The organism is Maledivibacter halophilus (genome assembly GCF_900167445.1).
Taxonomy (GTDB): domain Bacteria; phylum Bacillota; class Clostridia; order Peptostreptococcales; family Caminicellaceae; genus Maledivibacter; species Maledivibacter halophilus.
The window spans coordinates 1-21,616 of sequence record NZ_FUZT01000017.1; the positions used below are offsets into that span (position 1 = coordinate 1).

The 21,616-nt window shown below is 30.2% G+C and carries 20 protein-coding genes; 9 read left to right on the forward strand and 11 right to left on the reverse strand.

All coding sequences use genetic code 11. The annotated features are described in order from the left end of the window. Window positions 1-372 (forward strand): hypothetical protein (locus tag B5X81_RS23280; protein WP_170917573.1); only part of this gene is annotated, 372 nt, incomplete at its 5' end. Window positions 373-704: 332 nt separating this feature from the next. Here the strand turns inward: B5X81_RS23280 and B5X81_RS23285 are convergent. From B5X81_RS23285 to B5X81_RS23320, 8 genes are all read right to left on the reverse strand, one after another. Beyond that, window positions 705-1,988: an MFS transporter gene (locus B5X81_RS23285; RefSeq protein ID WP_079495363.1), complete on the reverse strand. Its 1,284-nt coding sequence runs from the start codon at window positions 1,986-1,988 to the stop codon at window positions 705-707. Between the two features lie 62 nt (window positions 1,989-2,050). Further along, complete coding sequence (locus B5X81_RS23290) at window positions 2,051-2,980, reverse strand: helix-turn-helix transcriptional regulator (protein ID WP_079495365.1); 930 nt, start codon at window positions 2,978-2,980, stop codon at window positions 2,051-2,053. A 262-nt stretch (window positions 2,981-3,242) separates the two neighbouring features. Beyond that, window positions 3,243-4,940: a M56 family metallopeptidase gene (locus B5X81_RS23295; protein ID WP_079495367.1), complete on the reverse strand. Its 1,698-nt coding sequence runs from the start codon at window positions 4,938-4,940 to the stop codon at window positions 3,243-3,245. Between the two features lies 1 nt (window position 4,941). Continuing rightward, entirely contained in the window at window positions 4,942-5,319 is a 378-nt protein-coding gene (locus B5X81_RS23300) for a BlaI/MecI/CopY family transcriptional regulator (protein ID WP_079495369.1), read from the reverse strand. Window positions 5,320-5,551: 232 nt separating this feature from the next. Continuing rightward, window positions 5,552-5,761, reverse strand: coding sequence for a hypothetical protein (locus B5X81_RS27950; protein WP_139380453.1), 210 nt, complete (start codon window positions 5,759-5,761; stop codon window positions 5,552-5,554). Then, on the reverse strand, window positions 5,751-7,109 hold the full coding sequence (locus tag B5X81_RS23310) for a transglutaminase-like domain-containing protein (RefSeq protein WP_079495372.1): 1,359 nt from the start codon (window positions 7,107-7,109) through the stop codon (window positions 5,751-5,753). Before B5X81_RS23310 ends, B5X81_RS27950 begins: the two co-directional genes overlap by 11 nt. A gap of 13 nt (window positions 7,110-7,122) precedes the next feature. After that, window positions 7,123-8,196, reverse strand: a complete 1,074-nt coding sequence (locus B5X81_RS23315) for a M24 family metallopeptidase (RefSeq protein WP_139380454.1) — start codon at window positions 8,194-8,196, stop codon at window positions 7,123-7,125. A 77-nt stretch (window positions 8,197-8,273) separates the two neighbouring features. Beyond that, window positions 8,274-9,698, reverse strand: a complete 1,425-nt coding sequence (locus B5X81_RS23320; protein WP_079495373.1) for a sodium:solute symporter family protein — start codon at window positions 9,696-9,698, stop codon at window positions 8,274-8,276. Between the two features lie 438 nt (window positions 9,699-10,136). Between B5X81_RS23320 and B5X81_RS23325 the strand changes: the two genes are divergently transcribed. From B5X81_RS23325 to B5X81_RS23365, 8 genes are all read left to right on the forward strand, one after another. After that, entirely contained in the window at window positions 10,137-10,763 is a 627-nt protein-coding gene (locus B5X81_RS23325; RefSeq protein ID WP_079495375.1) for a TetR/AcrR family transcriptional regulator, read from the forward strand. Window positions 10,764-11,051: 288 nt separating this feature from the next. Continuing rightward, entirely contained in the window at window positions 11,052-12,278 is a 1,227-nt protein-coding gene (gene pepT, locus B5X81_RS23330; RefSeq protein ID WP_079495376.1) for a peptidase T, read from the forward strand. A gap of 653 nt (window positions 12,279-12,931) precedes the next feature. Further along, a complete protein-coding gene (locus B5X81_RS23340; RefSeq protein ID WP_079495379.1) occupies window positions 12,932-13,447 on the forward strand; it encodes an RNA polymerase sigma factor in 516 nt (171 codons plus the stop codon). Continuing rightward, window positions 13,437-14,513 carry an anti sigma factor C-terminal domain-containing protein gene (locus B5X81_RS23345; protein WP_079495381.1) on the forward strand — a complete coding sequence of 359 codons (1,077 nt, stop codon included), beginning with the start codon at window positions 13,437-13,439 and terminating at the stop codon, window positions 14,511-14,513. The genes B5X81_RS23340 and B5X81_RS23345 overlap by 11 nt, the downstream gene beginning before the upstream one ends. A gap of 162 nt (window positions 14,514-14,675) precedes the next feature. Next, window positions 14,676-15,410, forward strand: a complete 735-nt coding sequence (locus B5X81_RS23350; RefSeq protein WP_079495382.1) for a GntR family transcriptional regulator — start codon at window positions 14,676-14,678, stop codon at window positions 15,408-15,410. Window positions 15,411-15,492: 82 nt separating this feature from the next. Then, window positions 15,493-16,218 carry a glucosamine-6-phosphate deaminase gene (gene nagB, locus B5X81_RS23355; protein WP_079495384.1) on the forward strand — a complete coding sequence of 242 codons (726 nt, stop codon included), beginning with the start codon at window positions 15,493-15,495 and terminating at the stop codon, window positions 16,216-16,218. 246 nt (window positions 16,219-16,464) lie between these two features. Then, window positions 16,465-17,955: a leucyl aminopeptidase gene (locus B5X81_RS23360; RefSeq protein WP_079495385.1), complete on the forward strand. Its 1,491-nt coding sequence runs from the start codon at window positions 16,465-16,467 to the stop codon at window positions 17,953-17,955. 178 nt (window positions 17,956-18,133) lie between these two features. Next, the gene (locus B5X81_RS23365) at window positions 18,134-19,249 is read left to right on the forward strand and encodes a SpoIIE family protein phosphatase (RefSeq protein WP_079495387.1); all 1,116 of its coding nucleotides are present in this window, start codon (window positions 18,134-18,136) and stop codon (window positions 19,247-19,249) included. Window positions 19,250-19,291: 42 nt separating this feature from the next. Here B5X81_RS23365 and B5X81_RS23370 read toward each other — a convergent pair whose 3' ends face one another. From B5X81_RS23370 to B5X81_RS23380, 3 genes are read right to left on the reverse strand one after another with little or no spacing between them, the layout of a single operon-like run. After that, window positions 19,292-20,746, reverse strand: a complete 1,455-nt coding sequence (locus B5X81_RS23370; RefSeq protein WP_139380455.1) for an ABC transporter permease — start codon at window positions 20,744-20,746, stop codon at window positions 19,292-19,294. Window positions 20,747-20,804: 58 nt separating this feature from the next. Then, on the reverse strand, window positions 20,805-21,080 hold the full coding sequence (locus tag B5X81_RS23375; protein ID WP_079495390.1) for a hypothetical protein: 276 nt from the start codon (window positions 21,078-21,080) through the stop codon (window positions 20,805-20,807). Beyond that, window positions 21,073-21,615, reverse strand: a complete 543-nt coding sequence (locus B5X81_RS23380) for an RNA polymerase sigma factor (protein WP_079495391.1) — start codon at window positions 21,613-21,615, stop codon at window positions 21,073-21,075. The genes B5X81_RS23375 and B5X81_RS23380 overlap by 8 nt, the downstream gene beginning before the upstream one ends. Between the last annotated feature and the right edge of the window lies 1 nt (window position 21,616).

Below are 21,616 nucleotides of genomic sequence, written 5' to 3' on the forward strand. Positions count from 1 at the left end.
TACTATTTTAGTCAAGAAAAAGACTGTATGTTTACAGTTAGAAATTATGTCTCAGGTGAAACCACTATAATTAGTAGAGATAAGGATTGTAAAGAGTTAAAAGGAATATTGGATAAAACTAAATCCAATACTCCTTTACAAATTTCAGATGATATTTATGGAACTAAGTATGTTATTGAAGCAAATACTAATAATACTAAAGCATATTATATGCCACTTGGTAATATATTGCATGTACATGTAGTGGAAAAAAATAAAGATAATAAAATACTATTAGATGAATGGTATCCTTTAGAAGAAAAAGACTATGACAGAATTGAAGAAATTATTCAATCAAATTTGCGTTCGGAAAAGCCTTCAAGTAATTTTTGAGCATTTTTTTAACTTTGATCTATGGAAGGGGTACTTGGTGTTCGGTGTTTTGTTCTTAAATGGTTCAATTTAGGATTAAAAAAACATCTATATTTCAAGTTTTTCTTATGCTTAGAGTTTCTTTTCCAAAAGAAAACCATCACCATATATTCTATGTATAGATTCGGGCGGTACCCGGTACTTTTTTATACCAGGTGACCAATGTCATCAACTTAAGAAAAAAACCTTTAATGTAAAGGATTTTTTCATTTGAGTAGAATAACCATATTGAATGTTGAAATTCGAGCGGTACCCGGTACCTTTTTTTACTCTGTACAAATAATTGTCATAATTTAACCATTAACTTTATCTATCTTCCTAAAATAATTTCTACATAACAACCCCAAAACAAGCATAATCAAGGCTGAAATGATAATTATTAGAAATGTTGGCATTGCATCAAATAATACTCCATAGATCATTTGCCCAATTGGCGCAGTTGATATTAGAAGTGTACCTACTAATCCTACCACCCTACCTAATAATTCCTTTGGGGTTCTTTGCTGTATATATGTGGGCATAGATATATTAATTGCTGTAAATGTCATTCCTATTAAAAATACAAAAATTGTAAAAATCACAAATGTAGTTTGCTTTCCTATGGCTTGAAGTATACTAGGATTAATAATTAATCCTATAAAAAGTATCAAAGTACTTGCCACAATTATTGTATAAGATAAAACTTTTTCAAGTCTGATTTTAAATTTGCTAATTATAACTCCTGTAAGCATGCTCCCTATTAGTATTCCAATAGCAAGGGCAGCTTCACTAATTCCAAAATGCCTACTTGTTAAATTTAATGTAATATTTACTATAAAAGGAAAGCCCACTGTCCCTATTGGCATAATTATCAAATTAACTAGAGTACAAAAAAGTAAAATAACAAAAATATTTTTTTCACGATAAACAAACAATAATCCATCTTTTAAATCTTTAAAGAAATCTGATTTCCAATTGGTGTTAAATTTCTTTTTCTTACTCGGAATTTGCATAAATAGCTCCATAATTGCAGATATAATGAAAGATAAGGCGTTCATTAGTATAATTCCTTTGACTTGAATTATGTAATATAAAACTCCGCCCATTATAGGACCAAGTATTCTCGAAGCTGTTACTATAAAATTATTAATTGAATTTGCACTAAGAAGCTTATCATGGGCTACTATGAATGGGATTGCTGAATCTACTGCTGGAGAGTATATAGCTGTTACAATGGCAAGGACTACTACAACAAAGTAAATTTCAGTATAAGATAAGCCGTAGGCTAAAGAATACCCTAATATTGCAAGCAAAAAAAATCCGCTAAAGAAATCAAGAACAACCATTATTCTCTTTTTATTAAACCAATCTGATAAAACACCGGCAATTGGAGTGAAAAATAATGATGTTAATCCCGATAATACAAGCACTGTAGCAAATTTATATCCAGAACCAGTTTGTTCTAAAACATAAATTGAAAATCCGAAGCTTTGCAACATACTTCCAGAAAGGGATATGAATCTCCCTAATAATAAAATGAAGAAATCCTTGTTTTTAATCAGTTCCTTATCAAATGCTGTTTTTCTATTACTTTTCATTTTTATCTACTCCCTATGTTAGTTTTAATACTTACAACAGGAGTATAACAATAAAAACTTGACTACATCATGTCAGGTTTTTTATATTTTTTGTATTTCTTAAGTGCTTTTTCTAATCTTTCTGAAATTCTGTCTCTTATATACTTTGGTTTTATAATCTCAACGTCATCTCCAAAGGACATTATAAATCCATATAGCCATTCATCTTCTGGTAGTGATATAGTCACTTTGAATGTGCCATTTGTATTTTTGAGTATAGCATTTTCATCAAATACATCATATAATCGATAAGCAACATGGGATGAAAAAAATAATTCTAAATCTATAATGGGGTTATAATTTTGAATATCAGACTCAATAAATTGTTCTTGTTTATGTATTCTACTAAAGCACTGTTCTGTTATTTCTAATTGCTTTATTCGTGAAATTTTAAATATTCTATAATCCTTTTTAGATAGACAAAAGCCTTGTAAATACCAACATTTGTCTTTGTATATCAGCTTTACTGGCTCCACCTGGCGGATACTATTATCACCATAAGAATTAAAATAATCAAATGTGATTATTTGTTTTTCAATAATAGAAGTTTTCAATAAATTAAATTTTTCTTTTTCTTTATTATCACTACCCCATCTCGAAAAATCAACTTCAATCCAGCTATAATCAGTTTTATTGAATAAAGCCTTCATCTTAGAAAGTGCATTATCGATATTGGGATAATTTACTGCTGTTAAACTTTGTAAGCCTATAAGTATTTCATTTTGTTCACTTTCAGAAAGGAGAGATTTGTTAATTATAAAATTATCTAGAAGACTGATACCTCCGTTTCTTCCATTAATTGTATAAATGGGTATTCCAGCTGCACTTAAATTATCAAGGTCTCTATAAATTGTTCTAATTGAAACCTCAAATCTTTCAGATAATTCTTTAGCAGTTACTTTCTTTCTTTCAAGTAATAAATAAACTATTCCAAACAATCTACTAATCTGCATATACTCACCTCATTACTAAAAATATCATCAACGATATGCCACACTATTGAATACATTATATAGTGAAACATATAGTGAAACAACTTCAAAATAAAAAAAGTACCGGGTATGGCCTGAATCAAAAAAGTCTCTAAAATAATGAAAATATTCTTAAATAAAGTAAAAAACAAACAAAATCTACTTCCATTAGATTTCGTTTGTTTTCTATTTTAGATAAACTATTTTTAAAACGGAAATTTAAGTAAAACAATGAGAGACGAATTTATTGAATTGTAGATATTTGAACTAATTTTTCAATTTTTCCATCCTCATTTCTTAATACTTTTAGTAAGACACCATTTTTAACGGAATTACTGGTATTATCTACAAAAATTTTGTTGTCACCATCAATCAGATAGTGAATTGGCTTACCCTCATAGAACCATTGGTTATTGTTTTTACTATAGGAAATACCATAATCAATATATTCATTAAGAAAATCATTGTTGTAGTTGGGATCACCTAACTCATTAGAGTCAGATACACCACTAGCAATTTTTTTATCACCTTCTTCAGTAACCATTCCTATAGCACTATTACTGTTATAATCTTTCGACAGATTCTCTTGAACCAGATTACTACTATTTTTCATAGCAGCCTGAATTTTTGTTGTTCTTTGGTCATATTCCTCTTTACTGGCAACTTCAATTCCAGTAAGAGTATCTTGCTTATTACGAATTGCCTTAATATCTATAGTACCATCATAACGAACAAAAGAGTTAAGATTCCCTTCTGAATCTAAAGTATCAGTAAAGAACCTAACTATCTCGCTATTATAGAAAAAACTGTCCTTTTTGCTATCATAGGTTAGGCCAAATTTCTCATAAATCGAATATTGTTCAGCAGTATCTTGCTTTTTTTGTTCATCAAGTTTAGATTGCTCCTGTTTTGTGATGGCAATGTTGCTTTCATATGCTCCTTTTACTTCATTTTCACCTGCTGCGGCAAATACCATCCCGGCTGCTATTATAGCTACAATCAAAAAGCAAAGGATAAAAACACCTTTTTTTTTCTTGCTCATGTCCATAATCGAAATAATTCTACTTTTCATACCTCTTTCCCCTCCATTAAAATTGGTTGATAGTACTGTTTGTACCTTGCCGCCTTGTTTAACGGCATTAAGAATTGTCTGCCCATATAATTTCCTGACTTGCATGTTTTCATTTTGTATAATAGCTTCATCGCAGGATAATTCACATTGTATTGATATTTCCTTTGCAATCCTATAGACAATAGGATTAAACCAATGGATGATTCTAGCTATGATAACTAACATTTTGTACCATAAGTCTTTTCTTTTAAAGTGAGTTAGTTCGTGTTTAAGAACTAATGTGAGTTCATCATATGGGTACTCTCTAGCAGGTAAGAGTATAACGGGTCGTATAAAGCCAATCATTATTGGGCTTGAGAGACAAGTACATTGTTGTAGTACAATTTTTGAAGATATACCCATAACATCTTTAAGTTGGTGGAAAAGGTTTATGATTTGGGGGTCTGCTATTTCTTCCCTCCATCGCTTTATCATCATTAGAAATCGAATATGTTGATATAGATGGTAAAGGAGCATTATAACAGTTCCAATAATCCAAATAGCAGTAATGATGTTATAACTGTAGATTTCATTTTTGCCTGGTACAAAATTGTTTGATATGTCAGAAGGTTGAGCATTAATAATTGGCCTAGATGGAGCCGATAACTGTGACTGTACAGAATAGGTCATTGGTATTTCTACTTGTATGAACGAAGATTTAAACTGAGGTCTGAATGGAATGATCAATCCAATTATGATAATCAACCATGAATAATAGAGCCATTTAGCAGTATACCGCTTCGATAGCATAGGTGTAATAGATATATATAATATTGCAAGCATTGACATGGTAATTGAAGCTGTAACCAAGGCAAAAAGAAAGTTTTGCATATTATTCACCTCTCTTTTTTATCCATTCAGACAATTTCTCAAGTTCTTTATTACTGAGCTTTTTCCCTTCATATAAAGTATTTACTAAGCTTAGGAATGAGTTTTCGTGAAACCTTTCCATAAAATTACTTGTTTCATACTTTAGATATTCTTCTTTTGATACCAATGGGAAATAAGTTCGCTCTTTCCCATTTTTTTCAGTAGATAGAAATTCACGTTCTACAAGCCGCGATAATAATGAAATTAAAGTTTGGGCACGCCATTTTTTTTCTTTTCCTAGTTGTTCCATAAGCATACTGGTTGTAATAGGAGGTGTATTTTTCCAAATCACCTTCATAATTTCAAATTCAGCAGCAGGAATTTTTTTTAATGTAGTCATAATACCACTCCCTCTAGTTCATTTTCTACATTTGTCTATATTAATATTCTACATTTGTCTATAATCGGCGTCAAGCACTTTTTTATATTTTCTACACTTGTCTATTATAATTTCCTGTACTCCAAAAAAATATACTATCTGACTTTTTGCTAAACTTTTTTGAAGAAGTACAAAACAAAAAAGGTACCGGGTACCGCCCAAATCTTGGGTGTCACCTGATACCTTTCATATATTATCTCTGGGTGGCATACTTATTTAATAAATAATTATATCTATCAAAGTCATTAAATACAATTACTTTTATTTTAGAAATAGAAAAATTATCATTATTAGCTAAATTGCAAATAGTATTCATAAGAGTATCTACATTGGATATATAATAAATAGAAAAAGCTACAGCTATTATCATAAATTTAAGAAAAATTTTTTTCTTAAATCTCATGAACATCTATTATTTCCTTTATGGATTCAAATCCATCTCCATCATATATTCCTTCATCAAGGTATTCCGCTTCACCAACTTGATTATCGCAAGGGTCTGATCTAAGGAAATTTTTCTTAGGTAGAAATTCATATTGGAAAGTTGAATTTGCCACCATTCTAAAGGGATCAAGATTTCCAAAGTAAAAATTCCTTTTTTTCTCATTATTTTTTCTATATCCGCTTCCACCAAAGGATGGATCGGCAAAAAGCCATCCATAGGGTTCAACATAAAATTGGGCCCAGTCATGGCAGCCTATATAATTAGGGTCTACATAAAGGCCAGATTGCCACCTAGCAGGAACGCCTACAATTCTGCATAATGTAATAAACAATAATCCTTGAACACCACAATCACCCTTTAGGTTATGGGCTGCATATTCAGGAATATTTAATATGGCTGCATAGGGTCTTACAAAGGAATATTGCACATTTTTTGTAATATAATCATATATATTTTTGGCTTTCTTCAAGGGATTTGTTTCATTTCCTACTATTTTCTTTGCTAAATCAACTAAAAATGGAGTGAAAACTATATGTGGCGGCCACTGTTCAGTATAAAAAGGAGGATGAATGTCCGATACTTTTTCATAATCCAGTTTTGTATATTTTACATGATTTTCATAGGAATATTCTACAGTGAAAATATCTTCTCCTTTTACCTTTTCTTCAAAATAAATTGTTCTTTGGGGATGGTCCTGTGGAGATATAAACTTTGGCTCATGGGAGGTATTTAGTATCTTAATATTTTTTATTTGTATTGCATTTTGTGGTATAGGTATATGGACTTTAATAGTTTCATTAATTCTTGAACTTCCTTTTTTAAGCTTAATACCTGTTTTTACATGAATGAAATATTTCTTTTCTCCCTTTTCCATCATATCTTCTATTGTTTCATTTAAAAGCATGGTTCTCTTATCGGGCTCATTTCTTTTATTTATTAATCTGTTTTCCATAGTAGGATGAACCTTTAATATATTGTCTAAAAACTTATTACTAAACATTACATTCCCATTTATATACTGCCAGTCTGCATATCTTTCATCCTTTAACATATCCAGTTCTTCACCAGTAAAATTCTTTATCTTTTCCTTAGCAATTTTTAAAGCATGGTCATAGGTATATATGTATTCTTTTCGGAGGATTTTCATTCTATGTTTTTCAAAATTTAATCTTTTCTTGAGCATAGTTGAAATATTTCTTTTTAAATAAATATCTATTAATTTCTCTGCTTTTTCAAAATCTCCATAGATTACAAGGTTTTTTAGGTCTTCTGGCAAATCTACAGCTAAAAATTTTAAATTATTCATATTTTACCTCCATCTAAATAATTTGCATTTCCTTTGTATATTTATTTAGAACTTCACATCCATTTTCAGTGACCAAAACCAAATCTTCAATCCTTACTCCAAATTCCCCTGTTAGGTATATACCAGGCTCTACTGAGAAGGTCATTCCAGGCTTGACTATCATATCATTTACTTTACTTACATCTGGAAATTCATGTACATCTATACCGATATTATGTCCTGTCCTATGGGTGAAGTATTTACTATATCCTGCTTTTTCTATTACACCTCTAGCAGCATTATCGATGTCACTAAATTTTACCCCAGGCTTAACCGCATCTATTCCTTTTAAGTTAGCTTCTAATACAATTTTGTATATTTCTCGTTGTTTTTCACTTGCTTCTTTATAAAAAACAGTTCTTGTCATATCAGAGGAATAATAATTTGTTTTTCCTCCTATATCAAGAATTACACTATCTCCTTTTTTTAAGGGTGTGTTATCAGAGCTGTGATGGGGCTCAGCGGCATTTGGACCATAGGCAATAAGAGGGCTAAATGAAAAACTAGGTGTACCGTATTTTTCATAAATACCATCTAGTATTTTACCAACCTTCTTTTCATTGTACTCAGAGGAGATGGTTTTAACTAGATCAGACATAGCTTTATCATTTATATTTGATGCTTCCCTCATGAGGTTTATTTCTTCTTCATCCTTTATCATCCTTACCTCATCTATAACTGGAGAGCCGTTGGTAAAGTTAAGGCCATCTTTAATATTCATAAGCCTTATAAGAAAATGGGAAGGCCACTGTTTATCAATACCCATGGTTCCTTTTTCTTCTACATCCTTGGAAAGCATCTTAATTGGATCCTCTGAGTCATTATAGACGATTTTATCTACATCAAGTTTTTCATTTATAGGAAATAATTCGTTAATATACAGCTTTTTTATTCCCTGTGTATTCATATACAAGGCCAAAAGTCTTTCTCCCGGTTCTATCCATTTCCCTGTAAGATAAAATATTGATGAAGTTGATGTTATGAGCATCTGATCCATATTATGTTTTTCCATGTTTCTTAAAATTTTTTCAAATCTCTTGTTTGCCAATTTTATTCCCCCTTTAAAATTATTGTATTAATTTCTATTATAGTATAAAATTTAAGTTGTTAATATAGGGATCTAAATTAAGCATTGGACTTTTTGCCGAAAATATCTTCTATTACTTTTTCATCGGGTTTTTCTGTTAACAAACTTACTATAATAAGTACTATGAAGGCAATAGGTACTGAAATTAAAGAACTATTTAGTCCCCAGGGACGGTTTAATGGAATCTCCCAGATTAATGTAAGGGCACCACCAGTGATTATTGAACATAGACCACCGTATTTATTTCCTCTTTTCCATAATAGGGCACATAGTAGTGCAGGGGTGATGGCGGCTCCATACATTGTATAGGAATACATTTGCATTTTTAAAATACTTGGGAAGAAACTTCCTAGTACATATGCTATTACACTTAATACAACAATAGTTATCCTTGTAAATTTGAGCTTTTCTTCTTCACTGGCATCATTCTTAAAAAATTTAATCCAAATATCGTATGTAACATTAGTGGCTGAAGATAAAAGAAATGAATCTCCAGTTGTTATCATAAAGGCAACTGATGATGCCAATATTAGTCCACCTACAACAAAGGGCAATGTATGCATAGAAATTTGGAATACTGCTGTATCAGGACTTTCTAAATTTGGGAATAATACAATTGCAGCAGAAGTTATAATTAATACTAAAATAATAACAATAATTTCTCCAAAGAAAAATCCAATATTAGATTTTTTGGCAGTTTTAGCATCCTTTGCTGAACCAAATCTTTGCATCATATTTTGATCTCCTAGAACTAAAAAAAATCCTGGTAAAATATATCCCAATAACTGAACAAAGGTCAAGCCTCCAGTCCAAGTCATTTTTGTTGCAGGAATCTGTGAGAATAAACCATTCCATCCACCGGTTTTACCTAGTATAAAGGGAATAGCTACTATGAATCCACCTACCATCAATAATGCACTAATAAAATCAGAATATGCAACGGTTACCATTCCCCCTGAAACCGCAAGGAAAGTAATAAGAACTGCCGATATAATAATAGCAACATTTAAATCTAGTCCTGTAGTTAGATTTATTACATAGGCTCCTCCTTTAAACTGATATGAAACAATTCCTACATAAGCAAGAACAATGCAAATTGCTGAAATAGTCCTTGCAGCAGAACCATAACGCATTTCTAATATTTGTGGAATAGTATATTTGCTAATGCTTCTTACTCTACCAGCTATAAAGTATAGAATTAATATTCCTAATGGAGGTCCTATAAAATACAATATTGATGCCAAAGGGCCCCTGGAGTAAATAAAATTGGCTGAACCTGTAACTGTGCCTCCTCCAACCCAAGTGGCCAATAAAGTTCCTACAAGAACGAGAAAGGGCAGTCTTCGTCCAGCAACTATAAAATCATCACTATTTTTAATTTGTTTTTTACCTAAAACAACCCCAACAATTACCAGTGCTAAAATATAAATTCCGACAAAAATTAAATAATTAGTGTTACCCATAATAGTCCTCCTTATTTTAAACTTTTCTCCATATTTTTAATATTAAAGTCTATTTTTAAAACCACCTCCATTAATTTGATTCACTATAGATAAACAACATTAAGACTTAATATAAATCAAAAGAAAATAATGAATGTCTTTACATTTTCTATTTCAAATCTATTAAATCTCAAAGTTGTTTATATTTAAAATAAAATTTATATTATTTAAGGGCATTCTAATATTAAATAATGAATCAATTGAATAGTTTGAAAATTTTTTACTTAATTCTTCATATGAATTTAATTATGACATTTATTTAATAACTAATTATCTCAAAAGCTAGTATTATTTCAATAATTTTATGATATAATTTTAATGACTACAGTCTGTGACTATAGTCATTCTATCACCATCCCTTTATTTAGTCAATGTTCTTGAAAGGAGATTTTTCAATTTATGATTTCAAATAATGATAATAAAAATTTAACAAAGCGGCAAAAAAAGGCTCTTGAAACCAAAAAAAGACTATATGATGCAGCTCTAGAGCTTTTCAAAGAAAAAGGCTATAAAAATGTTTCTGTTGATGAGATAGTTGCCAAGGCTAATACTTCTAAGGGTTCCTTTTACACTCATTTTGAATCAAAGGATCAAATCATAATTGAACATTTCAAAAACAATGATAACCATTATGCTGAGTACTATAAAAACTTAAAAAGTTATAAAACTTCCTCTGAAAAATTGTTGAATTTTGCAAAAAATATGTTTTCCTTTGTTAATGAAAAAGTAGATTTTGATTTTACAAATGTCATCTATTCTTCTCAACTCCTACATAATCAAGAAAAAACATACATTATAAAGGAAGATAGATCATTATATAAAATACTTTATGAGATTATTAGAGAAGGACAAAAACTAGGTGAATTCAGAGAAGATTATACTGCAGAGGAATTAGTAAAGATGGCTGCCCGATCCATGCGCGGAACATATTATGACTGGTGTTTATATGATGGTAATTTTGATATTGTTGATAATGGAGTTAAATATTTTTCACTCTTTGTTGAAGGTATTGAAAAGGTTAAATAATCTAAATTTATAATTAAGATGTACTATAATCAATATTGACTAGAAAAATAAAGTATAGTAAAATGACTGTAGTCACAGACTGCAGTCATTTTACTATTGAAATATTTTCTGAAAAGGTATTGAAGTTTTAATAGATGAGGAAATTGCATAATAATATGCGGTATATTTTTACAGATTATAAAGCTATATAATAGTAGATAATTTTTTTTTGAAGGTAATTATGCAATTTGATCAGATGTCACAATAAACATGAAAGCTCCAAATAATTATAAAGGAGATGTACTTTTTATGAAAAATGTTGTTGAGAGATTTATTCGGTATGCGAAAATTGATACTCAATCTGACCCGGATTCTAAAACTATTCCCAGTACCAAGAAGCAATTTAATCTTGCTAATTTACTAGTTGAAGAGCTCAAAGATATGGGATTAAAAGATGTTAGTGTAGATGAAAAATGTGTTGTAATGGCCACACTTCCATCTAATATAAAAAAGGATGTTCCAACTATTGGGTTTTTAGCCCATATAGATACTACCCCTGATATGACTGGGAAGAATGTCAAACCTCAAATTGTTGAAGATTATGATGGTGGAGATATAGTATTAAATAAAGAAAAAAATATTATCATGTCTCCAAAGGTTTTTCCAGAGCTTAAAAACTATGTAGGGAAAACCCTTATTACAACCGATGGAACAACATTATTAGGGGTAGATGATAAGGCTGGAGTGGCTGAAATAGTTACTGCCATGGAGTATCTTTTAAAGCATCCGGAAATAAAACATGGAACAGTAAAAGTGGCCTTTACTCCCGATGAAGAAATTGGCCTTAGAGGTATGGATGATTTTGATGCAGAAAAATTTGGGGCAGATTTTGCTTATACTTTAGATGGTTATGCTGCAGGGGTATTTAGCTATGAAACTTTTAATGCAGCTGAAGCTAAGATAACTGTAAATGGGATAAGTGTTCATCCTGGTTCGGCAAAAAATAAAATGATAAATTCCATAGAATTGGTTTCCGAACTTAATTCAATGCTTCCAGTAGACCAGAGACCTCAGAATACAGAGGGATATGAGGGATATTTTCACCTTTATTTAATTAATGGGAATGTAGAGCAAACAGTTGCCCAATATATAATTAGAGATCACAATAAAGAAAAGCTTGAGGATAGAAAAGAATTATTGAAGGATGCAGTAGCCTTTATGAATAGAAAATATGGGGAAAATACAATACAGTTGGATTTAAAGGATCAATATTATAATTTGAAATATAAGGTTGAACCAGCAATGCATTTAGTGGATAATGCTTTGGAGGCTATAAAGGATGCAGGTTTAACTCCTGAGATTGTTCCAATGCGAGGAGGAACAGATGGGGTTACACTATCCTATAAAGGTGTTCCATGTCCAAACCTGTTTACTGGGGGACATAATTTCCATGGAAAGTTTGAATATGTACCGACCTTTGCCATGGAAAAAGCAGCAGAAGTAGTAGTTAGAATAATTGAAAAATATGGGAAATAAAGGGGCTAATAAGCTCCTTTAAATATTTAAGAAAATTCATCATATGAATTCCTCCAAATTTATCTTTTTATAAAATTGTAAATATTATATAATATTATTTAAAGAATTTATTGTATAGGGTTTAAGGAAGGATTTCTAATGAGAAAATTGTTTAATATGTTAATAAATTTAATTTTTAAATTCAATAATATGTCAATGGATATAATATGTCAATTACTATATCCATTAATTTTTATTTTCATTTGTATGAGGTTATATTTTTCTACAATAACTATTTCGATGGACAGTTATTTATATAAAAAAGTAATTTTACAACAAGTAGTTTTTAAGCTCCATGGAATATATTTTCAAATATTAGAGCCAATAATTATATTAATTATAATAAAATTATTGATTGAAATAATCTTATTGTTTTACAAAAAAAGCTATAGAAAATAGATTGATCTTCTATAAAGAGCTGTCTTAAAATTGAGGCAGCTTTTTTATGTTTATATATATAAGAAAATAATTTTAGAAAAACTGTATACTTTTTTCCTACTAAATTGTTATTATAATAAAGGCCTGAGACACATATTAAGAATGTACATTCAGTTTGAATTATGAATAAAAAATATTAAATTTTAACCTGTCTATATTTAGCAAGGCGGTGAATTATGAAAAATGAATCACTAGAAAATTTTTTAATAGATGAGATGAAGATTGTTTTCAAATATTTAATAAAAATAGGTGTAAATAAGGAAGATGTAGAGGATATTATTCAGGATACTATATGCAAGGCCATAGTAAATATAGATGCTATAGATGAAGAAAAAATAAGCTCATGGCTGTTTAAGGTGTCAATTAATAGTTATTATAATCTGTATAACAAGAGGAAGAGACAGAGGAAAAAGAAAGAAGAGCTTAGGGAGTCGGATATAGTTAATCTATGTAATCATCTATTAACAGAGGAATATGTTATTTCAAAAGAACGAAAACATTATGTTCATAAAGTGCTAAGTAGCATAAATCCTTCCTATAGAAATTTATTAATTTTAAAGTATTTTATGGATCTATCATACAAGGAGATATCAAAGCTTATTGACATTAGTGAAGGGAATGTTAAAACATATCTTTATAGGGCTAGGAAAGAATTTAAAAAGGAATGGGAGGCTTTAAAATATGAGGGATAAAAAAAATAATAATATAGATAATGAAGAAAGAGAGTTTAATGATATGTTTACAGATTTAAAAGAAAATAAATTAAAAAAGACAGTGAGAAAAGCTAAATGGAAATCGATATTTAGAACTACGATAATTAGCATGATAGTAGTTATAATCTTAGGTGTCTCTGCTAACCTTATAGCAAGGAATATTACCCAAAGGCAGCGCGGAGATATTCAAATAGCAAGGGACAGATTTTTTGAAATAGCTAGGCCCAATAAATATATAGGTAAAAGGAAAATATATGATGGTAGCAGCTTTGGAGGAAAAACTATATATACTACCTATAAGCTAATTAATGGTAAAGTTGTATTTACCGGTGAAGAATCATATACCTATGGACCACGATATGGACTCCATACTGATATAATGGGAACAAGCTCTCCCATGATACTTGCACAGGCCTGGGATGAAGAGGATGCCAAGGAGGTTAGATATAATGAACTTGGACAAAGACGAATGGTCTTTTATTATCCTTATATAAGCTATAGATATTATAGAAATGATTTAAGCTTATTAGAGGATATTGATCAAGACAAATATGTAGAAATAGCTCTATCCTTTGATAAAGCATATGGCTTTGATGAAATGGAAAATATTCTTCCTAAGGATGTAATAACCACCTGGTATTGGATAGATGATTTAAATGATGAGGAAAAGGAAGAAAAAAAGGAAGAAGAAAGAATAAGGACAAATGAAAATGAAGAAGAGGAAACATATATAAATCCGGCTAAAGTTTGCTCAGAAGCAAGGGCATATGGTATAAAATTATTTGACCGTGATGGAGATAAAATACAGGACCCTATAGATAGATTTGTCAGCAGCCTTGAAAGAGGATTGGATGATGATACCTTTTATAAAGATGAATTCACCAGAGTTTTTGAAAATATAGCAGGGGAGGATAAAGAGATACAAAGAAAAGATATCAAAATCCAGGGGGCAGTTGTAACGGGAACGGCAGAGGAATTAAAAAAGTTAAGAAATCTTCCATTTATAAGAGCTTCTACTTTGGGGATAGTAACAGATAAATATTAACTTATAAAGATTTTCTAATAAAGCAGGATCAGATATCATAGTTTAAGTGGCTATGGCATCTGGTCCTTTCATATGTTTATTTTCATTTGACAAATCAATTAAAGTTTTTTATAATTGTATATACAATATAACAAATACAGTACAATTATAGGAGGAATGTTTTTGAAGAAAGTTTCAAAGGAAAGTCCTTTACCTCTTTATTATCAATTAAAGGAAATTTTAATTGAAATGATTGAAAATGAAGAATTAAAACCTGGTCAGCCTATTCTTCCAGAGTTGGAATTGTGCAAATTACACAATATAAGCCGAATGACAGCCAGAAAGGCTATAATGGCTTTGGTTAATGAAGGGTTATTATATAGAGAACAAGGGAAAGGAACCTTTGTATCGAAGCCAAAGGAAAAACAGGAAATCATGAAATTAAAAGGTTTTTCGGAAGAAATGGAAGAAAAAGGGTTGAAAACCAGTACAAAGCTTTTGTCATTCAAAGTTAAAAAAGCAACTAAAAAAGTTAAGGATTATTTACAGTTGTGGGATGAAAAGGATTTAATAATAGAAATGAAAAGGTTAATGGTTATTGAGGATGAACCATTTTCTTTAGAGACTGTATGTATACCTAGGTACATGTGTCCAGATATGAAGAAAGAAACAATTGAGGGGAAATCTTTATATAAACTATTAGGTAGAAAATATAATTATGTTATGGATTATGCAAAGCAAAGTATAGAGCCAACAATTCCAGATGAATATGAAAGTAGTATTCTAGAAATACCCAAGGAAACAATGGCATTATTGTTTAGAAGAAAAACATATTTAAAGGATGGTAGAGTAGTTGAATATACAAAGTCCATATACAGATCTGATAAGTATAAATATGAAATTATATTAAGACCTTAATTTATAAATTTAAAAATAGTATAGTGGAACAAATTGAAATGTTAATTTGAATATTGTTTCATCATTTTAGGAGGAAAATCAAATGGAGATTATTGTTGTTGATGATTATAATAAAATGAGTAAAAGAGCAGCTAATATTATAGCCAGTCAAGTTGTACTTAAGCAAAATAGTGTTCTGGGGTTTGCCACTGGAGATACACCATTAGGGACTTACAAGGAATTAATTAATATTTACAATAAAGATGATGTAGACTTTAGTAATATAAAAACCTTTAATTTAGATGAGTACTATAATCTTCCTAAAGATAATGATCAAAGCTATAATTATTACATGTCAGAAAATCTTTTTAAACATATAAATGTAAAGAGGGAAAATATTAATATTCCAAATGGTATGTGTGAAAATATTGAGGAAGAATGCAGGAATTATGAAAATACTATAAAGGAATCTGGAGGAATTGATTTACAACTTCTTGGAATAGGCAGAAATGGTCACATAGGTTTTAATGAACCGGATTTAAAATTTGAAGCAACAACACATTTAGTACATTTAGATGAAGATACAATAAAGGCAAATTCAAGGTTTTTCGATTCCATAGAAGAGGTACCCACAAAGGCAATCAGCATGGGAATAAAGACAATAATGCAGGCAAAAAAAATAGTTCTTCTTGCCAGTGGAGCTGGAAAGGCCGAGGCTATCTATAATACTGTAAAGGGACCTATTACTCCAAAAGTCCCAGCTTCAGTACTGCAGCTTCATCCCGATGTAATAATTATTATTGACAAGGAAGCTGCTTCCAAACTTTAAGGGAGTGTGTAAACCCTAGGCTATAGAAGCTGGCACGGTGGGGTAATTTAAATAAAGGTATTGAACTAATTACAAAACAACTCCTACTTACTAAGTGGGAGTTGTTTTGTTTAATACAATTACTTTTTAAACTAATCCTTAAACAAAATACTCAGATATGAAGTTTATTCTATATAAATAAATTTATATGTATTATAATGGTATTATGAAAACAAATCTAATAAGAAGGATTAAGGAGGGCGTAGAATGAAGATCACTTATAATAATTTAGAAGAAAAGATTGCATTTGAAGGAATTATACTACCTTATTTTGAAGATTGTCAAGGGAATTATGACTCATTGGAAGTTTTAAATAGCAACAAACTTCCAATAGATTATCTAAAAAGTAAAGACTTATTTTCAGGTCAAAAGAACCAAATATATCATTTGCTTATTTCAAATGAAGACAGGGCTTTAGATCTTGTATTAACCGGACTCGGCAAAAGAGAAAATTTAAATGGCGACATTTTAAGAAAAGCAGTTGCTAGAGGATATAAAGAATTAAAGAAAAGGAAGGTATCTTCAGTAGGTATTTATTTACACGATGTAAAGATAGGCTTAAAATGTAATTATGCTATTGCTAAAAATGCAGCAGAAGCTGTTGTTATGGCTGATTACAAATTTAATGATTATAAAACCGATAATAAAAAAGAATGTGTAGAGAAAGTTTCAATTTTATTTAATGACATAAATGATAATTTTAAGAATGGTTTTAATGAAGGTATAAGCTTGGGTAAAAATAATATTTTAGCTAGAAGACTTGTCAATGAGCCTGCCAATATATTAACACCGGAAGAATTGGCTAAAAGAACTATTGAACTTGGAAAAGAAAAAGGATTTGAAGTAGAGATTTATGATTTGGAAAAAATACAAGAATTAAAAATGGAAGCCTATTTATCAGTTGCTATGGGATCAGAGAAGCCTCCTAAATTTATAATAATGAGATATACAGGTGATCCAGAGGGAGAAACATTAGGGCTTGTAGGTAAAGGTCTTACATATGATTCTGGAGGACTTTCCCTAAAGACTACAAAGGGTATGGTAACTATGAAGGGGGATATGGCCGGAGCAGCAGCTGTTATAGGGGCAATGTCAGCCATTGCAGAAAACAGATTAAAGGTTAATGTAACAGCTGTTGTAGCAGCTTGCGAGAACATGATATCTGGTAGGAGCTATAAGCCTGGAGATATTATAAATTCAATGGGAGGTAAAACAATTTTTATTGGTAATACAGATGCAGAAGGTAGGCTTACATTAATAGATGCAATGCATTATATTGTTACCTATGAAAAAGTAGATAGGGTAGTTGATATTGCGACTCTTACAGGAGCAGCTATCCATTGTTTAGGGTATGATGCTACTGTAGGTATTGGTAATAATGATGAATTCTTTAAGTCTATGGATAAAAGTTTTGATAAGGCTGGAGAAAAAATATGGAGGATGCCTATATTTGAAGAATATAAAGAACTGTTGAAACATCCTGAAGCTGATTTAACAAATACTGCTGATAGTCCAGGAACTATTACTGCTGGCATGTTTATTGGAGAATTTGCCAGGGAAATACCTTGGATTCATTTAGATATTGCAGGAACTTCAGGGGCTAAAAAAGAAAAGGAATATATTTCAAAGGGTGCAACAGGAGTAGGGGTTAGACCATTATATTATTTGGCTAAGGATATGGCTAAAAAAACTAGATGATTAAGGCTTATTTCCTTTATTACAGACTAGACCATCCTTTACTGATTTTTTTCTTGAAAAAAGAAAATAATTTTTATAAAACATACAAGGAATTCAAATAAACGTATAGAATACATAATATTAAGAATAGAACAGTTGTTTTCTGTTCTTAATATTTATATAAAATGGAGATGCCAAAATGGAAAAAATATTAACTAAAAAGTTAGAAAGACAGATAAAATTTACTGAAGATATATTGGCAGGAATGATAGATCTGGTAAGGGTTATAGATAAAAACAATAGGGTGGTTTTCGTAAATGAACCAATGAAGAAATTACTTGGTGATATAAAGGGGGAAATTTGCTATAGAGCCTTGGGAAAATCATGTAAATGCAACGTTTGTATAACCGAAACAGCTATAAGAGATGGAAAAATTGTTACGAAAGAGGAATTAATAGGAGATAGAATTTTTTCTGTTGTGAGTTCTCCTATACGAGATGAAGAAGGTAAGATATATTGTGCCGTTGAGGTTTTTAGAGATGTTACTGAAAAAAAGAAAATGGAAAAAACTATATTAGATAAAAATCTTAAGATGAAAAGAGATTTGGATTTTGCAAAAAAAATTCAGCAGAGGATAATACCTAAAGATGGCATTTATAATGATATGATAGAAATACACTCAAAATATATTCCAAGTGAAATATTAGGTGGAGATGTTTTTGATATTATAGATATAGATGAAGAAAATATAGGTCTGTATATGGCTGATGTTGCAGGTCATGGAATAACAGCTTCTATGATTACAATGTTTATAAGACAAACATTAAAAAACATGGAAAAGGATGCCCTTGATCCAGCATATACGCTTAATTACCTAAAATGTAGATATAAAGAGCTCAATCTTGATGATAATTATTATTTCACTATTCTTTATGGAGTATTTAATAAGAAGTCTTCGACAATAAGGATTGTGAATGGTGGGCATAATTGTATGCCTATTGTCTTTGAAAAAGGTGATGTAAGGGAAATGTTTTTACCAGGATTACCCATATGTAATCTCTTTGATTCTGTACAGTATAAAGAGTGTAGCATAAATCTTGATAGGGGAGACAGAATGCTTTTCTATACCGATGGGATACTAGAAGCAAGAAATATCAATAAGGAAGTCTATTCAGATAGAATACTTAAAATATGCCTAGAAAATCCATCAGCTAAAGGTGATAAGTTAATTAAAGATATTATTGATGATGTAAAAAATTTTTCTAATAATAGAATTGATGATGATATAGCTATAATGATGATGGAAGTGTTGTAGCAAAAGGACCCGGGATAAAATATCCCGGGTCTATTATTTCAGTTATAAGGTATTACAATTGCAGTTATTTTCTATAGGTTTTTTATATACATATGCTGCCAGTAAAATAATTATAAGGGACAATATTGTATAGAAAGCTCTATTTGTTATTATATCCGGTCTCCAGGTAATGTAATCCTTATAATTTCCCAAATAATTGAATCGGATTATAAATCTATATAAGCTGTAATCACCACCTAATGTTTGTATAGAAGAAAACCATAATAGAAATTGGGAAATGATAGGTATAGATATCTTGTTGAAAATCCCAAATAAAAGCATTGAAATAGCAACAGTAAATAAAATGGTTGGAGCTATCCATGTTAAAGTATATTTATAAAAGGCCCAGATGTCTATTAAGTAATTATAGTTTTTGCTTATCCTATAAAAAACGTATGTTGAATGGGTTGCTAATATTAAATAACATATTAGCAAGCTAATACAGACTCCGCTATATTTTGATAGTATATAGATAATGGGAGATATTTTTTTGTTCCCAAATAAATTAGAAATATTCTTCTTCCTATCCCTTAAAAACATGGCTGCCACTACAAATATGGGATAAAATCCTGCGGTTATACCCATATAATCAGAAAGATATCTTCCATATGCACTTGTTACTTTATCTTTATTCAAAATTTCTTTAAAATCCTTAAGGGCATCTATATAGGTTTTGTTTTGTAAATAAATTCTATTTCTATATTTTTTGGAAAAAATAGTTGTATCGCCAAATTCTTTATCTAGCTTATCTAGTATCAATTCATATTTTTTATAGTTAACAGGATCTATAAGATTTCCCTTTTCATCTATTCCATAGGGACTTATTCTTTTCATGGCATTTTCTAAGCTGTTTTTTTGATTGTGGGATAACTCTTTATAAAGAGTTAATATTGGATTACTTTTCAAATATTTGTTCATATTTAACATCATGCTCATTTCCCTATAGCCTGCTCTAATTTTAAGATTTTCATCTTCAATGGGTTTGTGGCCATAGTACATGTCCAGAAAAATATTATCTCGGTATTTCGGGCTATATATGGTATTTCCTCCTAATGCTTTATCTATTTGATTTTTAATTTTCTGAAACTCATTATAGGAAACTAAAATTTCAGGAATGCTTTCATTATTTAGTTTGTCATTATAGACTTTATTTTTCATTTTCTGTAGAAAATTTTTTTGCTCCATATTAAGCTTTTTCCATCTTTTAGTCCCGAGAATATATTTTACGTAGGCTTCATTTTCCAGGTTGTAATTCATTCTATAATAAATGAAGGTCATTTCATTTATCTTGTTATCTAAAATACCCCTTGTTCCATCATCCTTTAAGTTGCTGTAAAGAGGCTTTAAAGGATCATAAGGTGATGATGGAACATACTGGGTTATATAATATATAACAAGTACAAGGAGGAACATATAAAAAGTAATACTTTTTAATTGATTTTTAATTTCTTTATTCATTAACTTTAAGAACATATTTTCACCTTTTTTCATTTTTAAAATGTTTATATTTTTTGAATCAATTAAAATTATGCTCATAATATAGTGAAAAGCCAAGGATATAAAGACTCAAAAACGCCGTGATAGTTTCATTAAATTCTTTTGTAATTATTATAGGGACAGAGATTAATATGAGTCCTGTACCAAAGGTTAGAAGGTTTTTTAATTTCCTCATTTTGAGTCTATGAAGTTTTTCTAGCTCATTTTCTTCTTTATGTCTTTGATGCTTTAGATATCTTGTCTTTTTCCATATGGCATCAATGAATTCCTTATCCTTATCATTGAAATTAGACATTTAAGTACCCCTCCTTTTCTATCAAGGACTTCAGTTTTTTCCTTGCCCTATAAATCAGCACTTTTATACCTGCATTGCTTTTTCCCATGATTTTAGCTGCTTCCTTATAGCTAAAGCTTTCATAGTCAATAAGATGAATTGCTGTTTTATAGTCTTCTTTTAGCTTATTTAAATTTCTATTAACGCAGTTTGCCTTGTCTCGTTTTATTATAGTATCCTCTAGGGCTTCGCCTTTAGATATAAGCGATTTATCATCATAGAGAGGAGTATCTCTTTTTTTTCGTATATAATCTATACTCTTATTTCTGATTATAGTAAAGAGATAGGTTTTAAAGGAATATTTGCTATTATATTTATCCTTGTAAACATAAATGTAGGCAAAGGCATCTTGGACTATATCTTCTGCCATAAAAGGATCATGGATAAAACGCTGAGAGAAGCTTATGGCCTTATGTCTATATTTAATTATAAGCCTTTCAAAGGCATCTTTATCTCCTCCTTGAAAGCTTGCCATTAATTCTTTGTCAGTATCCATT

Bases quoted from the DNA above. Each gene is read 5' to 3' on its own strand.
- B5X81_RS23380 (WP_079495391.1), bottom strand. From the start codon at position 21,615: ATGGATACTGACAAAGAATTAATGGCAAGCTTTCAAGGAGGAGATAAA.
- B5X81_RS23300 (WP_079495369.1), bottom strand. From the start codon at position 5,319: ATGACTACATTAAAAAAAATTCCTGCTGCTGAATTTGAAATTATGAAG.
- B5X81_RS23360 (WP_079495385.1), top strand. From the start codon at position 16,465: ATGAAGATCACTTATAATAATTTAGAAGAAAAGATTGCATTTGAAGGA.
- B5X81_RS23375 (WP_079495390.1), bottom strand. From the start codon at position 21,080: ATGTCTAATTTCAATGATAAGGATAAGGAATTCATTGATGCCATATGG.
- B5X81_RS23310 (WP_079495372.1), bottom strand. From the start codon at position 7,109: ATGAATAATTTAAAATTTTTAGCTGTAGATTTGCCAGAAGACCTAAAA.
- B5X81_RS23325 (WP_079495375.1), top strand. From the start codon at position 10,137: ATGATTTCAAATAATGATAATAAAAATTTAACAAAGCGGCAAAAAAAG.
- pepT (WP_079495376.1), top strand. From the start codon at position 11,052: ATGAAAAATGTTGTTGAGAGATTTATTCGGTATGCGAAAATTGATACT.
- B5X81_RS23320 (WP_079495373.1), bottom strand. From the start codon at position 9,698: ATGGGTAACACTAATTATTTAATTTTTGTCGGAATTTATATTTTAGCA.
- B5X81_RS23295 (WP_079495367.1), bottom strand. From the start codon at position 4,940: ATGCAAAACTTTCTTTTTGCCTTGGTTACAGCTTCAATTACCATGTCA.
- B5X81_RS23285 (WP_079495363.1), bottom strand. From the start codon at position 1,988: ATGAAAAGTAATAGAAAAACAGCATTTGATAAGGAACTGATTAAAAAC.
- B5X81_RS23365 (WP_079495387.1), top strand. From the start codon at position 18,134: ATGGAAAAAATATTAACTAAAAAGTTAGAAAGACAGATAAAATTTACT.
- B5X81_RS23370 (WP_139380455.1), bottom strand. From the start codon at position 20,746: ATGAATAAAGAAATTAAAAATCAATTAAAAAGTATTACTTTTTATATG.
- nagB (WP_079495384.1), top strand. From the start codon at position 15,493: ATGGAGATTATTGTTGTTGATGATTATAATAAAATGAGTAAAAGAGCA.
- B5X81_RS23290 (WP_079495365.1), bottom strand. From the start codon at position 2,980: ATGCAGATTAGTAGATTGTTTGGAATAGTTTATTTATTACTTGAAAGA.
- B5X81_RS27950 (WP_139380453.1), bottom strand. From the start codon at position 5,761: ATGAGATTTAAGAAAAAAATTTTTCTTAAATTTATGATAATAGCTGTA.
- B5X81_RS23345 (WP_079495381.1), top strand. From the start codon at position 13,437: ATGAGGGATAAAAAAAATAATAATATAGATAATGAAGAAAGAGAGTTT.
- B5X81_RS23340 (WP_079495379.1), top strand. From the start codon at position 12,932: ATGAAAAATGAATCACTAGAAAATTTTTTAATAGATGAGATGAAGATT.